General features: G+C 37.1%; 13 protein-coding genes. 7 read left to right on the top strand and 6 right to left on the bottom strand.

Translation table 11 applies throughout. The features are described from left to right. The first annotated feature begins 230 nt into the window (after positions 1–230). A complete protein-coding gene (locus C7B89_RS09775; RefSeq protein WP_048392769.1) occupies positions 231–596 on the top strand; it encodes a hypothetical protein in 366 nt (121 codons plus the stop codon). Positions 597–675: 79 nt separating this feature from the next. On the opposite strand, the gene C7B89_RS09770 is transcribed toward C7B89_RS09775, so the two are convergent. Then, on the bottom strand, positions 676–1,107 hold the full coding sequence (locus tag C7B89_RS09770) for a DUF2935 domain-containing protein (RefSeq protein ID WP_066036753.1): 432 nt from the start codon (positions 1,105–1,107) through the stop codon (positions 676–678). Between the two features lie 69 nt (positions 1,108–1,176). Beyond that, entirely contained in the window at positions 1,177–2,592 is a 1,416-nt protein-coding gene (gene pdxR, locus C7B89_RS09765; RefSeq protein ID WP_115673602.1) for a MocR-like pyridoxine biosynthesis transcription factor PdxR, read from the bottom strand. Positions 2,593–2,758: 166 nt separating this feature from the next. Between pdxR (C7B89_RS09765) and C7B89_RS09760 the strand changes: the two genes are divergently transcribed. Next, a complete protein-coding gene (locus C7B89_RS09760) occupies positions 2,759–3,376 on the top strand; it encodes an FMN-binding negative transcriptional regulator (protein ID WP_103118134.1) in 618 nt (205 codons plus the stop codon). Between the two features lie 45 nt (positions 3,377–3,421). On the opposite strand, the gene paiA is transcribed toward C7B89_RS09760, so the two are convergent. Next, entirely contained in the window at positions 3,422–3,940 is a 519-nt protein-coding gene (gene paiA / locus C7B89_RS09755; protein ID WP_115673601.1) for a spermidine/spermine N(1)-acetyltransferase, read from the bottom strand. Between the two features lie 127 nt (positions 3,941–4,067). Between paiA and C7B89_RS09750 the strand changes: the two genes are divergently transcribed. Further along, a complete protein-coding gene (locus tag C7B89_RS09750; RefSeq protein ID WP_115673600.1) occupies positions 4,068–4,670 on the top strand; it encodes a YczE/YyaS/YitT family protein in 603 nt (200 codons plus the stop codon). Positions 4,671–4,717: 47 nt separating this feature from the next. Here the strand turns inward: C7B89_RS09750 and C7B89_RS09745 are convergent, their stop codons facing one another. Then, positions 4,718–5,326 carry a DUF4304 domain-containing protein gene (locus C7B89_RS09745; protein WP_115673599.1) on the bottom strand — a complete coding sequence of 203 codons (609 nt, stop codon included), beginning with the start codon at positions 5,324–5,326 and terminating at the stop codon, positions 4,718–4,720. Positions 5,327–5,864: 538 nt separating this feature from the next. On the opposite strand from C7B89_RS09745, the gene C7B89_RS09740 reads away from it, so the two are divergent. Beyond that, positions 5,865–6,773 carry a C40 family peptidase gene (locus C7B89_RS09740; RefSeq protein ID WP_115673598.1) on the top strand — a complete coding sequence of 303 codons (909 nt, stop codon included), beginning with the start codon at positions 5,865–5,867 and terminating at the stop codon, positions 6,771–6,773. A 128-nt stretch (positions 6,774–6,901) separates the two neighbouring features. Here the strand turns inward: C7B89_RS09740 and C7B89_RS09735 are convergent, their stop codons facing one another. Further along, positions 6,902–8,431, bottom strand: a complete 1,530-nt coding sequence (locus C7B89_RS09735) for a DHA2 family efflux MFS transporter permease subunit (RefSeq protein ID WP_115673597.1) — start codon at positions 8,429–8,431, stop codon at positions 6,902–6,904. A gap of 1,022 nt (positions 8,432–9,453) precedes the next feature. After that, complete coding sequence (gene pdxR / locus C7B89_RS09730) at positions 9,454–10,884, bottom strand: MocR-like pyridoxine biosynthesis transcription factor PdxR (RefSeq protein WP_054550146.1); 1,431 nt, start codon at positions 10,882–10,884, stop codon at positions 9,454–9,456. 352 nt (positions 10,885–11,236) lie between these two features. Here pdxR (C7B89_RS09730) and qoxA point away from each other — a divergent pair, with 352 nt between their 5' ends. The 3 genes from qoxA to qoxC are packed head-to-tail and all read left to right on the top strand — an operon-like array spanning position 11,237 to position 14,690. After that, positions 11,237–12,127, top strand: coding sequence for a cytochrome aa3 quinol oxidase subunit II (qoxA, locus tag C7B89_RS09725; RefSeq protein ID WP_054550145.1), 891 nt, complete (start codon positions 11,237–11,239; stop codon positions 12,125–12,127). Positions 12,128–12,147: 20 nt separating this feature from the next. Then, the gene (gene qoxB, locus C7B89_RS09720; protein WP_048392790.1) at positions 12,148–14,097 is read left to right on the top strand and encodes a cytochrome aa3 quinol oxidase subunit I; all 1,950 of its coding nucleotides are present in this window, start codon (positions 12,148–12,150) and stop codon (positions 14,095–14,097) included. Continuing rightward, on the top strand, positions 14,094–14,690 hold the full coding sequence (gene qoxC / locus C7B89_RS09715; protein ID WP_048392792.1) for a cytochrome aa3 quinol oxidase subunit III: 597 nt from the start codon (positions 14,094–14,096) through the stop codon (positions 14,688–14,690). The genes qoxB and qoxC overlap by 4 nt, the downstream gene beginning before the upstream one ends. The last annotated feature ends 1 nt before the right edge of the window (position 14,691 follow it).

Here is a 14,691-nt window from a genome sequence, read left to right as displayed (position 1 = left end):
AACAATAATAATACCTTTCTTGATGTTTTGTTTGTTGTTATTTTAAAAAAATGATTGTGAGCGGATTAAAAATTTTTATTAGCCTCTGGAAACATGTGAAGTGAATTGCTTTCAATAAATTACTATTGTCTAAATAGACTTTCCACATTATTGAAGGAAAATATTAATCATTAAAATTTTTCTAAAAAAATGTTATTATCAGAAAGGATTTTGATTGATGGAGGATTTTGATGAAGGTTGATTTTGAAGAGTTATTAAATGGTGTTTTTTCATCTTTACAAACTATTGATGGAGTAAAATCCGTGAATTCCATTCTTGAAGTACTAAAGGATCGAATTATTTTCCCTGAGATTACCACTTTAATATTGAACACTAGGTTTGAACTGGTTTATTTATTTAACGAGCAGAAAGTAGTGTTTAAAACATTAAAAGAAGTATTGATTGATTCAAATTATATAGAAGAAATTAATTTAATCAATCAACATTGTCATTCAATTGAAAGTATTCTAAATGACTTTGTTCACACAGATACACTTAAAAATTATTCTTTAAGTCTCCTTTCCTTTAAATATAAAGAGAAAATTCCGAATAGTTAATATTGTGATGGTGAAAACGTCCTAAAAATGGAGCGTGGCAAGTGCTTTTTCTCCAAACTCCATTTTCCAGACGCTAGACCTAGTATTTCTGTTGATATAAAATGGTTTGGGCAATTCCGATAAAATATTCGGATTCTACAATGATATGATTTAATACAACTTTAGCTGTAGGATTTGCGCTTATCGGTTGACTTTCTTGCATAAGCGTTCGGCAAAACTGGATAAATTGATCACTCTGTTGCAAACAGAAGGAAGTAAGCTGTAAAATATCCTGAAACAGAGCTGGGGAAACTTGTCCCTGGGAACGATTGACGGTTTCTATATATCTTACAACTTGCTGATGTGTTTGAGCGAAAGCTTTTTCCCATTCCTTTAACGCATCGACATATTGCTGCTCCAAATCTTTCACAAGCTCTCTTATTACTACTGTATGCTCCTCTTCTTGATGTTTCCAAAATTCAGCTTCATCTAATACACGTAATGGCATTTGATGGCCATAGTAAAATTGCATAAAAATCCCCTCCCACTTATCTCTATTATGTATATACAAGAAATGTGGAAATAGAACTTTGAAAGAGATTCACGTCATAGTAGAACTTTTAAACCAAGCATTGTTTAATAGCTTAATGCCTGTGTCAATCTCATCTTCCGCTAGATTAGCAAATCCAAGTAATACCTTTGCAGGCTGAACAACCAAGGGATTTGCATAAAAAATAGATGTTGGGTAGACCTTAACACCAGCCATTTTTGCTGTATCAATCAATTCCTCTTCAGTCATCTTATTATTTGGTTCAAGTAAAATATGTAAGCCACTGCTTGCTCCATAAATTTTCCCATTTTCCCCGAACGTTTGTTGAATGGACTTTAGTAATGCCTCATATCTTCGCTTATAACTATTTCGTGTTTTATTCAAATGTCTCTCCCAATGCCCACTCTCTATAAATAGCTGTAACGTATGCTGATGGAGTCTAGACACAGTTTGAACATAGTAATTGTTTTGATGAAATAAATCCATTAATTTTCTAGGTAATATCATATAGCTTAGCTTAATGGCTGGAATCAAAGATTTTGAAAAGGTGCCCATATAGATGACGCGATCACTTGAATCTAATCCCTGTAGTGCAGGAATCGGTTTTCCAGCATATCTAAATTCCCCATCATAATCATCCTCGATGATATAAGCATCTTCTTCCTTAGCCCACTCTAGTAATGCTAATCTTCTTGAGATAGGCATAACTGTTCCAAGGGGAAATTGATGGGAGGGTGTGACATACACAGCCTTGATGTTATTGTTTCTTAACGGATCGATATGAATACCATGCTCGTCAAGTGGGATTGGTTTCACCTTTATACCATTATCTTTAAACAAGTAACGAACGCGATAATAACCTGGATCTTCCATAGCAAAAAGCTCATTCCGTCCAATTAGGTTACATACGATACCAAGAAGAAACTGCAAGCCTGCCCCTATAACGATTTGCTCTGCACTGCATTGCACCCCTCTTGATTCATAAAGGTAGCTTGCCATATAATTTCTTAATTCCAGCTCTCCCTGTGGATCTCCATATAAAAGGAGGTGAGCCTGTTCTTCATCAAGGCTCTGCATTGATAATTTACGCCATATTTTAAACGGAAAATCTTTTAAATTAATATCTCCATAATTAAAATCGTACTTAATTGCTGGTCGTTCTTGTTTCTGCTGAGTCGCTAATTGTGGTTCAAAATGATGAGGGCCTCCTTGAAAATAACCTTTTTCAAGATCAACCACATATATTCCATCTCGCTCTTTACTTATCACATAGCCCTCTGCAAGGAGCTGCTGATAAGCTGCATCTACAGTGTTGCGACTAATCTGTAAATGTTTAGCTAGACTACGCTGAGACGGCAATTTGCTTTGAGCCCTTATCTTTCCGTTTTGAATTTCTGCTTTTATATAGTTATATAATTGAAGGTAAAGTGGTTCCTCATTATTCAGGTTTGGTGTCATTTCGAGCATGATTCTTGGCTCCTTTAGAAATAGCGTTGTTGGCACTTTTATGAGGTGCCAGTGATTGATTATAATAAAATCTACATTGTTGAGTAGAAAATGTAAAGACGTGCCTACATAATTATTTGTTTATTCGAAAAACTCACGATGATTTTATGTATAAGGAGAGGTTTCCATGTATGTTCCTAAGTATTACAAAGTATCGGATTTAGAAGAAATCAAAGAATTTATTCAACATAATTCCTTTGCAACAATCGTTTCAATTCGAAAAGGTAAGCCTTTTGCAGCCCATATACCTGTGTTGCTGAAAAAAATCGAGGATGACTATTATCTGACAGGTCACTTAGCCTATGGTAACCCTTTATGGAAGACCTTTGAGGAAGTACAAGACATTCTCGTGATATTTAATGGTCCACATGCCTATATCTCTTCCTCTTGGTATGAGCATGAAAATGTGCCAACCTGGAATTATCAAGCTGTCCATGTATATGGAAAGGCAAGTCTGATTGAAGGAATAGCTTTAGAACAAGATTTGACTAGCTTACTTGAAAAATATGAGTCATTCCGTGAAAATCCTGTGTTGTGGGATAAACTATCTCCTGAGCTTTTGCAGCAAGAAATGAAAGGAATAAAAGGGTTTAAAATAAAGGTTGAAGAAGTGCAGGCAGCCTATAAATTAAGTCAAAATCGAAATGCTAGTGATTACGCCAACATAATAAAGGAACTTTATAAAGAGGAAAATCCACATGCTGATGCTTTAGCTGAGGCGATGAAGAAAAATAGAAGCCATTAAAATAGCAGGCAGAAATGTTGTGAATCAACGTTTCTGCCATAAAATTTAGGCAAGTGTTTTCGTCATGATAAGATCAATTTGTTCTTCATCACCCATATAAAATGAATGGGCGCCTGTTTGGACAAAGCCTATTTTCTGATAGAAACCGATGGCACTGTCATTTTTCTCCCAAACCCCTAGCCAAATGCTTTTTTTGTTTTGAGCCACAGCCTCCTCTATTGCTTTATTCATAAGGTATTTGCCAAGCCCTTTTCCTTGATATTGATGTCGAACATAAATTCTCTCCACCTCTAATGACTCATCCCCCATTAGTTCGGATTGTGCTTCGTTGATATTTACTTTTAAATAACCAGCTATTTCTTCCTCATAATAGATAAAATAGAATGCTGAATCCAAATTGGCCAATTCCTTCTCTAGCTGTTGCTTATGAAAGGCACGCTCTAAATAAGCCTTCATATTTTCAGGGGAGTTCTGGTCTTTAAATGTATCATTAAATGTTTCAATACTTATTGCTTGAAGCTGTTTTAAATCTGCGTGCTCACACTTCTCTAATTTAACAGACATTGATTCCACTCCTTTGATGTAAACTCTTTCTGGATTTTATATTGCAAATGCAATAAAAAGAGTATATAGTCAATTTAACGCAATTTTGTTGTATTTGCAATAAAAATAGTAGGGGGAGGTCTTTTAGTTGAAATATGTCTTTTATGTAGTGGGCATTTTAATTTTAACGCTAGGTATTTCGCTCACGATTCAATCTAAACTCGGCACATCACCTTTTGATGCGCTTCTAGTAGGATTATCTAAAAATGTGGGGCTAACTGTAGGTAGTTGGGAAATCATCTTAGCTCTCCTATTAATAGGTAGTAATTCCCTATTAGCTAGAAAAAGACCTGAAATTTTAGGGTTGGTTACTGCATTGATCACTGGCATAGGGATTGATATGTGGTTATTTTTATTACATGATATAGTGTCCCCAGATCTTTGGTTTAGCCAAGCTGTCTGTTTTACCACTGGATTAGTTGTAGTTGGGTTAGGAACGGCAACTTATTTACATACAAATTTTGCACCAATTCCTGTAGATCGACTTACTTTGATCATCAAAGAATTAACAAGAAAAACGGTTTTCTTCTCAAGAACCCTTATTTATATTTTATTTTTAATGTTAGCTATCATTTTTAATGGCCCCATCGGTGTCGGTACATTATTAACAGTTTGCTTAGGTGGCTATATCCTCCATTTTTTTATGCCGATAACTGGAAGAATACTAGATAATATACTGAACAACTCCTAAAATATAAAACCAGATTCTCGTTCAAGAATGAGCTCTGGTTTTGATGACTAATTTTCCCCAAATTCCACACCGTATTGATTGAAAATGGCTTGGTATTTATTTTGAAAAATGGACCACCTCTGTTCGGTTCCATGCTTCTTCTGCAATGCATTATAATAGAGCTTTGCTGTTGTTACATCATTGGCTTGTAATAACAAATGAAAACTTTCTTCGCCCAAGTGCAAAAATGGCCCTGCTATATAATAATCAACAATGGATCTTGCAGAAGTCATCGTTTCATAGAAATTATGAACCTCCTCTAACCCCAGCAGCAATAATTTTGTTATTTCGTCCAAATTTGTAGTGGCTGTGATGGAAAATCGATCAGGTGCATCTTCGACAATGGAGTTAATCCTTGCTCGGAAGTGACATTCTGCTTCTTTGGGTGCTGTCACCATTTCTCTTGATTGTAGCCGTGCTAGCTCTGCCGCATATATCCCACAGTTCACATAAAACATCATAGTGTCGGCTGTATTACCAGAGGATTTTTGGAAATTGATCAGATAGATAAGGTTTTCAGTTGTTCGATAGAAATTCAATCCTTTCTTTTTAAAGCCTAGCTTGATTAGAAATGGCTTGATGTCCTGTTTTATTAATTCATTAAAAATTTGCTGCAATGGAATACCTCCTTCTCCTTTAGTATTCATTCGATTTATGTTTCCTTATTATTTCATTAGCTCGCAGCTGTATTTCTTCATGTTGAACCTACTTATTTTATATAGTTTAACGTATCCATTGCTCAAAAACATAAATTAAGGCTAACTTTTCCTATCTAACAGTAAACGACTTTGCAGTTACGGGAGCTACATAAAAGCAGAATTTTCTACCACTATCCTTAGTGTCATAACGTAGTATCACACATAAATAATAATGTTTAAATAACCGTTATGCTGGAAAGCCACTATTACAATAACGATTTTTCAATTGGATAAAACGTTTAAATTAACACTTATGTCCCTATAAATCCATTAATTTCATATATTTTTAGTAAAATTGCCCATTATTATTGCAAAAGTTTTACACAATTAAAATTAAGGTTTCAATTTTGGTGATTAGGGGTAATTGGTAATATTATTGAAAAATAACTCTGCCCTATTTCATGCTATTCTTACTTTAGTTCAAAGGCGAAAGCTTTTTGAGAGGAGTAAGATTGATTTGAAGAAAAAATGGTTACTACCCATTTTCGCATCGTTTATGTTCTTTACAGGTATGGGTATTCATGATGCGAAAGCGGCAACAATAGCAGATATAACAAATACAGCCAAAGCATATATAGGAGCTCCTTATAAATATGGAGGAACGGATATTAAGACAGGTGTGGATTGCTCAGCATATACACAGTTAGTTTTTTCTAAGCTAGGCATTTCATTAGAGCGTACATCTAAAGCTCAATACCAACAAGGTACTTCGATCGCAAAAGACAATTTAAAAACGGGTGATCTCGTATTTTTTAATACATCTGGAAGCGGTGTTTCACACGTTGGTATATACATAGGTGACAATAATTTTATCTCAGCTACTACAAGTTCTGGGGTTAAGGTAGATACAGTGAATGACCCATACTATTGGGGTTCACGTTATGTAGGAGCAAAACGTATTGCCAACTTCTCTGATTATGGAGAAGTAAAAGATGCGGAAATTGACTTTAGCATATATGCATCGCGTGGAGAGGTAGCTCTTCGATTAGCTAATAAATTACATTTAGATACGAGTAATACGAATTCAAGTTTCCCAGATATTAAGCCTTCGTCTAAATATGCAGGTGCTGCAGAGGCACTTAAAAAAATTGGCGTTTTTACGGGTGATGATAATGGAAAGTTCAATCCTGGTTCTCCAATGACACGTGGACAACTATCTAAAGTCTTAGTGGAAGCATTTCATTTAACACAGCAAGGAACAGCTGAACAATTTATTGATGTTCCAGGCTCACATTGGGCAAATCATTATGTAGGGATCCTTGCTTCGAATAAAGTAACCGTAGGTAAAGGTGACGGCACATTCGGAGTGAACGACAATGTCACATTGGTCCAATTAGAAGCCTTTATTCAACGATTAGCTCAATAACTACTAGAAAAGGTATTTCATCTATGGATGGAATGCCTTTTTTTATTCTTACTAGGTTTCCCCACCTCTATATAAAATTTCTTAAGAAAAAACGGGCGTTGCTAAACTGAAGCAACACCCATCTAGTATTATTCCTCTACCTGTTTTCCAGCAACTTCCCCACCTGTGTGATTATCATAGTTAGGCTTAACTCGCTTTATAAAGAAGGCAAGTATGAGTGCGATGGCCGCAATCAATGTGGAAAGGAAGAACGTATAATTGATGCCATGTAGCATGGCTTCGTTTAAGATTTGCTGTTTTACTTCGCTGGCAGACTGTGTCGTAGCCTGTGCTGCATTGGCACTCATATTGTTCATCGCACCTGTAGCTAATTCCTCTGCCTTGGCAGTTGTTTTATTGTTCATAATCGTAATCAGCACCGCAGAACCAATCGCACCAGAAACCTGTTGTAATGTGTTGTTCATAGCTGTACCGTGTGGATTATTGTGTGCTGGTAGCTGATTTAAACCATTTGTCATCACGGGCATCATTACCATAGACATCCCAAACATACGTAATGTATACAGCAGCACCAATGTAGAATAAGCTGTATCCATGCTAATTTTACTGAAGTAATATGTCGTAACAATGGTAATGATCAAGCCAAATACAGCCAAGCTTCTTGCCCCGTATTTATCAAAGAGCTTCCCTGTAATCGGAGACATAATTCCCATCACTATGGCACCAGGCAGCATGAGTAGACCTGAATCCATTGGGGAAATACCACGAATGGTTTGTACGTAAATAGGCATTAAAATCATAGCCGAGAACATCGCCACCGAAATAACGATGGAGATGGCTGAGGATAAGGCAAACATTGGATATTTGAAAATCCGAAACTCAAGAATGGGCTCATCCATTCGTAGCTGACGAAGGGTAAACGTAATTAAAGCAATTGTCCCAATAATAATTGTTCCATATACAAGGATATGATCCCATCCTTTTTCACCTGCGGAACTAAAGCCATAAAGCAAGCCGCCAAATCCAATGCTTGATAGAATAAGAGAAATCACATCGAGCTTAATGGCACGTTGTGGTGTCACATCCTTTAATTTAAAGGCTGCAAAAATTAAAGTTAAAATGGCAATTGGTAGCACAAGATCAAATAACATTCTCCAGCTATAATGCTCGATTATCCAACCAGAAAGCGTCGGCCCGATCGCTGGAGCTGTAATCATGACAAGACCGAACATCCCCATTGCAGCTCCTCGCTTTTCAACTGGAAATGCAGTTAGCATCACATTCATTAATAAAGGCATCATGATTGCTGAGCCTGCAGCTTGGATCATACGTGCTGCTAATAACACACCAAATGCAGGTGCAATACTAGCTAGAAATGTACCTAATGTAAACAGAGCCATCGCTGTAATAAATAATTTTTTATCTGTAAATCGTTGAATGAAGAATGCACTGGCAGGAATTAAAATACCGTTAATTAGCATATAGCCTGTTGAAAGCCATTGTACTGCAGTGGCTTTCACATCGAATTCGTCCATAATGGCTGGTAGTGCAATGTTGAGTAAGGTCTCATTTAAAATAGCAACAAAGGCCCCGATAAATAAAATGGCAATCATGCCATAAGGCGCTTTTGTCTCAACTGAAATGGTTTTCTCTGACATATAGTATCAGTCCTACTTTCTTTATCTTTTTCAATTTCATTCACATGTTTAGGAAGCCATTTGATTGTCTCAAACAATGGAGCTTCTTCGTGTGTTTGTTCCCCCAATCTGCTGTTTTGCCCCTGCTGATTTCATCGCAACCACCCCTCAAAAAAATTAAAATTAAAATTGTTGACGACACAATAGATTGTATTGTATAATTAAAATAGGGATAATGCGCGGTATAATAATTATACAGTGTCTATCTCTATAAATTTATCACAAGACTATACATATTTCAATGTATTTCTCATAAATTTTTTCCCAAAAAGTCGATCCCTGAACTACAGGAATGCGACTTTTTTTGTTGTCGTTATTTTTTAAATAATCCTACCCTAGTGTTAATTCATAATGTAGTGGCGGCTTCTTGTAAGTGTAGCGGCGATTATGCAAAACACTAATGATAGCTCCACCAAATTGTCTTCTTGCACTACTCAACTACTTTTAATGAAAAAAAGCAGCCACCTAGCATCGATTGAATATCGAGACTAAGTGGCTGGATGGTGTTTTTTTAACTAAGATTTAAGTGTCCGTATAGAAGGGGTGCCTATTTCCCCACTATACCTTTGTGGGAATTAAAATATAATAAGGTGTGACTGCCTTGATGTTTTCTCATCAGCAGCCTAAAGCTAACGATTGAGACTGTTTGAACAGGTAAAACTGAGAAAACCAACGATACTTGTTGTGAATTTTTTAAATCTCTTGATTAAAGTGTTTGCCTATTTTTATAGCGAATCAAGTGAACTACCTCTTCACTGATATCTTTCTCTTGCTACTAATAGGTTTGTCCTATCACCTTCCAGATCATAAAAAATTTCATTACTTGTGTGAATAATTGTGAATCAATCCACACTGCCATGATAGTAGTTAGCCTTGATGGATAGTTGTTATCCATGACTCTATCTTAAATACTTTCTAGCGAATTTAAACCATCCACTTAAGCACTTTCTCAGCCATCCACTTGGCTATAATTTACAAAATTACTAGAAGCTATTTAGAGCTTGTGCAAACCTTTTAATCCCCTCATTGATTGAATGAACATCCTCCCTCGCATAAGTGAAGCGTACAAAACCCTTTTTGGAGCCCATCGTAGATCCAGGAACATAAATGACGCCTCGCTTAATGGATTCCTCAAGTAATTGCGTCTCGTTATATTCCTTGAGAACATGACACCATAAATGTATCCCACCTTGAGGAATGGAAAACGTCACTTCGTCCTTTAAATACATATCGAGGCTCTGTACAATGGTATCTCGTCGTGTTTCTAATTCCTTCACTAAGTGCTTAATATGCAAATTAAAATTAGGGGATTCTAAAAAATCATTGGCAATCCATTGCGTGAAACTAGAATGCCCAAAGTCAATTTGTTGCTTGGCATCGGATAGTCGTTCGATTACAGATGTAGGACCAACAATCCATCCGATTCGTAAGCCTGAGGCTACAATTTTGGACAAAGAGCTAATATATAAAACATTCCCGTTCTTATCGAGCGATTTAAGCGTAGGCATTTTATCCCCCGAAAAAGCTGTTAGGCTATAGGGGTCATCTTCTACTACTGGTATACCTAGTTTAGAGGATATGTCTAGAATAGCTTCTCTTTTCTTTAAATCTAAGGAAGATCCCGTAGGATTATGAAAATCAGGATTTAGAAAAATCATTTTAATTCGATGTTTTTTATATAATACTTGCAAATCATCGGGGTTAATGCCATCCTTATTGACAGGAAGATAATGGATTTGTAAGCCTGCTGTTTTAAATATAGGCAGATTAAAGTTGTAAGAAGGATCTTCTATGGCGACTGCATCTCCAGGCTTTAACAGGCATTGGACAATCAAATGTAGGGCTTGCTGTGCTCCTGAAGTAATCAGTATGGAGGAAGGCTTTGTCTCAATTCCTCTGCTTTTTTTAATATGCCGTGAAAGAGTTGTCCGTAATATGTCACTCCCTAAAGGATGGTCATACCCAAGGCTACCGATAAATGAACGCGTTGCGGTAATTTCTCTCAAGGCGCTTTTGGGAAAAAGATCCTCGGATAATTCGCCAGTAGCTAGATTAATTAATTTATGTTCAATAGCCTCTTTTCTAATTTTTTGGGTAACAGGAAGGTTCGGTAAAAAGGAACCTGCCTCAATATAGCGATTCCAGCTAGGAATTCGTTTCCTCGTAATGCCCCAGATGTCTTTGCTAATGGTTGTGCCACTTCCACGATTTCGTTCAATCAGCCCCATTGCTTCCAATTCATCGTATGCATTAACTACCGTGCTTCTGTTTACACTCAAAGCGTTTGCTAAATAGCGCTCAGATGGTAAGGGTTTATCGGGTGGGAATGTCCCATCTGCAATCCCCTTTTCAATGTATTCTGCGAGCTGCTTATAAATCGCTTTTTTTACTGTTCGATCAGGTTTCCAATCCATGTTTACTCACCTCAGTTATGCCTTATCCTTTCTTAGCTCTAGTAAATAAGCTAAAAAGACAATCATACTATAACAATATTTGAAACTAACCATCCATTTCCTTATTAATTTCACCATCCACTTTCAATTTCAATCCATTTTTTTTGATAAAAGCCCTTATTTGATGCGCATTTCCCTCTATAAAATTATACTGAAATTATTTTTCTCGTTTGAGAACATTCTGTGTTATCTTGGAAAACGCCTTGTCTTTCAAAAGAAGTCCCCCTATTATAAAAATCAATTGTGAATCGAATTCCATACAAACCCGTAGTAGCCTATAGCACTTCAATGAAACAGTTAAAGGGGTTTGTTTATGAAAAAAAGTTGGCTCAGATTAATTGGTCTTTCCACTATTGTCACTATGCTAACAGGCTGTGACCCATTGTTAGTATTAGATCCAAAAGGACCTCAAGCTCAAGTGCAAGCCAAAGATATTATGCTTTCGATAGGGATTATGTCCTTTATCGTACTCATTGTTTTTGTGTTGTTAGCTTATATGTTAGTGAAATTTCGTGCATCTAAGCAAAGCCCTGACTATAAGCCTCCCCACATTAAAGGGAGTACAAAGGTGGAAATCATTTGTGTAGGTATACCCGTTTTAATTGTAGCGTACCTATCCTTTATTTCTGTTGAAAGTAACTATAAGGTGGAATCTACACCAGAGAAATACAAACAGGAAGAGCCGTTAATCATTTATGCTTCAACATCGAACTGGAAATGGCATTTTAGCTATCCAGAGGAAGATATTGAAACGGTGAATTATTTGTATATTCCTGCAGAGCGTCCTATCGAATTTAAACTTTATTCTTACGGACCAATTACAAGTTTCTGGATTCCTCAACTGGGTGGTCAAAAATATGCAATGGCCGATATGGTGAATACATTGCATCTGGCTGCGGATCTACCTGGGGAGTATATGGGGAGAAATGCAAACTTTAATGGTAAAGGGTTCGCTGAAAATACGTTTAACGTAACAGCAGTGACTCAGGATGAGTTTGATGATTGGGTGAAGGAAGTAAAAGCAACAGCTGAACCATTAACAGAAGAAAAATTTAATACGTTGCTAGAACCAGGACACGTTGGCCAATCAACCTACACTGGTACACATTTAACATTCCTGCCAGCCCCTGAGGGTGAGAATGGTGGACATCAGCATGGTACATCACACATTAAAGATCATGCTTCTCAACAAAACGATCATTAATTAAAAGGAGACATAGTCATATGGAGTACTTCGAACGATTTGCTATACCCCATCCAAGTCCAGCTATCTATGCATCGATGGTTGCGATTGGACTGACGGTGATAGCAATTATAGTTGGCTTAACCTACTTTAAAAAATGGGGCTACCTTTGGCGTGAATGGTTAACAACGGTTGATCATAAACGTATTGGTATTATGTATCTAATTTCTGCCCTTCTGATGCTTTTCCGTGGTGGAGCAGATGCGATTATGATGCGCGCCCAAATGGCTGTACCTGACAATACATTACTTGATGCGCAGCATTATAATGAAATCTTCACAACACATGGAACAGTCATGATTATTTTTATGGCCATGCCTTTTATTATGGCCTTTATGAATTATATTGTGCCCTTACAAATCGGTGCAAGAGACGTTGCTTTCCCGCGATTGAATGCATTAAGCTTTTGGCTATTTTTCATGGGGGCCATGCTACTAAATATATCCTTTGTTATAGGTGGCTCCCCTGATGCTGGCTGGACGAATTATTTCCCTCTAGCAAATAATGAATTTAGCCAATCTGTAGGAACAAACTATTATTTATTTGCCTTACAGATTTCAGGTCTTGGCACATTAATTACTGGTATTAATATGATTGTGACGATACTTAAAATGAGAGCACCAGGCATGACACTTATGAAAATGCCGATGTTTACGTGGTCTTCATTAGTAGCAAACGTGATTATCGTTTTTGCTTTTCCAGTTTTAACGGTAGCTTTAACGATGGGAACTTTTGACCGTCTATTTGCTACTAATTTTTTCACAACATCCGATGGTGGTATGGATATGCTGTGGGCAAACTTTTTCTGGGTCTGGGGGCATCCTGAGGTTTATATCCTGATTTTACCTGCGTTTGGGATCTACAGTGAGATTATTTCTACTTTTTCAGGACGCAATCTCTATGGCTATAAATCAATGGTCGGCTCCATGGTAATCATTTCCTTCCTTTCGTTTTTAGTATGGACACATCATTTCTTTACGATGGGACAAGGTGCTTTAACAAATAGTATTTTCTCGATTACAACGATGGCCATTGCCGTCCCAACTGGGGTTAAAATTTTTAACTGGTTATTCACCCTTTGGAAAGGAAAAATTGTTTTTACAACGCCAATGCTTTACTCCATGTTATTTATTCCTACCTTTACAATAGGTGGCGTAACGGGTGTAATGCTTGGCATGTCAGCCGCTGACTATCAATACCATAACACAATGTTCTTGGTTGCCCACTTCCATATGGTGATTATTCCTGGTGTTGTCTTTGCTATGCTAGCTGGCTTACATTACTATTGGCCAAAAATGTTTGGCTTTATGTTGAATGAAAAAATCGGCAAGTGGACGGCTTGGATTATTGCCGTCAGTACGCTGCTAGCCTTTATGCCAATGTTTGTCTCTGGCTTAGATGGACAAGCACGCCGTATGTACACTTATTCTGCCTCTACTGGTTTTGGGCTGTGGAATATGATTTCATTTATCGGTGCAATTGGCTTAACAATTGGTTTTATCTTAATTGTTTACAATGTTATTTACAGTATTCGTTATTCACCAAGGAATGTTGGGTCGGATCCATGGGACGCTCGCACATTAGAGTGGGCTACACCAAGCCCTGTGCCTTATTATAATTTTGCCAAGGTTCCACACGTAATTTCAACAGAAGCGTTATGGGATGCAAAATATCATCAGCATGAACTGTTCCCAGAGCCATATGAAAAGATTCATATGCCGAATAATAGCGGTGTACCTTTTATATTAGGCTGTATTTTCTTTGCATGGGGCTTCTCCTTTGTTTTTGGTATGTGGATACCAACAATTCTCACAACCATTGGTATTTTTATCTGCATGGCTCACCGTTCATTGGAAAAAGATCCAGGACACTATGTACCTGTCGAAAAAGTGAAAGCAACGGAATCGAAATTGCGAGGTAGTCAATTATGAAAATCGATCAATCACTTCCTTTAGAATATAGTACTCAGCAAAATCAATTGAATATATTAGGCTTCTGGGTGTTTATTGGTGCTGAAATTATGCTTTTCGGCACATTATTCGCAGGTTATTTTGTTTTAGTAGACCGTACTGGGAATGGTCCAACAGGAGCGGAGATTTTTGAAATTACACCTGTTTTATTTGAAACGTTTATTCTTTTAACAAGTAGCTTTACCATTGGCTTAGGTATACATGCTATGCGTAAGGGCTATACGAAAGCAATGATATGGTTTTATGTTTTGACATTAGTACTCGGTGTCGTATTTATTGGTTTTGAAGTTTACGAGTTTATGCACTATATTCATGTTGGTGCGAGCTTACAGACGAGTGCCTTTACGGCTGCCCTTTTAACAACATTAGGAACACATGGTGCACACGTTACCTTTGGGGTATTTTGGGGAATGTTCATCGTCTATCAGCTCATCCAACGTGGTTTAACACCAGAAACAGCCAATAAATCGTTTATCTTCTCTTTATACTGGCACTTTTTAGATGTGGTCTGGATTTTTATTTTCAGCTTCATTTACTTGAAAGGAATGGTGTAAC

The organism is Lysinibacillus capsici (assembly GCF_003367505.1).
Lineage (GTDB): Bacteria > Bacillota > Bacilli > Bacillales_A > Planococcaceae > Lysinibacillus > Lysinibacillus capsici.
The sequence above is the reverse complement of the archived record's forward strand: the minus strand, read 5'-3'. Positions and strand labels throughout refer to the sequence as shown.

What these genes read in the sequence shown, in the direction of transcription:
- C7B89_RS09775 (WP_048392769.1), top strand. Translation starts at nt 231, where the DNA reads ATGAAGGTTGATTTTGAAGAGTTATTAAATGGTGTTTTTTCATCTTTA.
- C7B89_RS09770 (WP_066036753.1), bottom strand. Translation starts at nt 1,107, where the DNA reads ATGCAATTTTACTATGGCCATCAAATGCCATTACGTGTATTAGATGAA.
- pdxR (WP_115673602.1), bottom strand. Translation starts at nt 2,592, where the DNA reads ATGCTCGAAATGACACCAAACCTGAATAATGAGGAACCACTTTACCTT.
- C7B89_RS09760 (WP_103118134.1), top strand. Translation starts at nt 2,759, where the DNA reads ATGTATGTTCCTAAGTATTACAAAGTATCGGATTTAGAAGAAATCAAA.
- paiA (WP_115673601.1), bottom strand. Translation starts at nt 3,940, where the DNA reads ATGTCTGTTAAATTAGAGAAGTGTGAGCACGCAGATTTAAAACAGCTT.
- C7B89_RS09735 (WP_115673597.1), bottom strand. Translation starts at nt 8,431, where the DNA reads ATGTCAGAGAAAACCATTTCAGTTGAGACAAAAGCGCCTTATGGCATG.
- pdxR (WP_054550146.1), bottom strand. Translation starts at nt 10,884, where the DNA reads ATGGATTGGAAACCTGATCGAACAGTAAAAAAAGCGATTTATAAGCAG.
- qoxA (WP_054550145.1), top strand. Translation starts at nt 11,237, where the DNA reads ATGAAAAAAAGTTGGCTCAGATTAATTGGTCTTTCCACTATTGTCACT.
- qoxB (WP_048392790.1), top strand. Translation starts at nt 12,148, where the DNA reads ATGGAGTACTTCGAACGATTTGCTATACCCCATCCAAGTCCAGCTATC.
- qoxC (WP_048392792.1), top strand. Translation starts at nt 14,094, where the DNA reads ATGAAAATCGATCAATCACTTCCTTTAGAATATAGTACTCAGCAAAAT.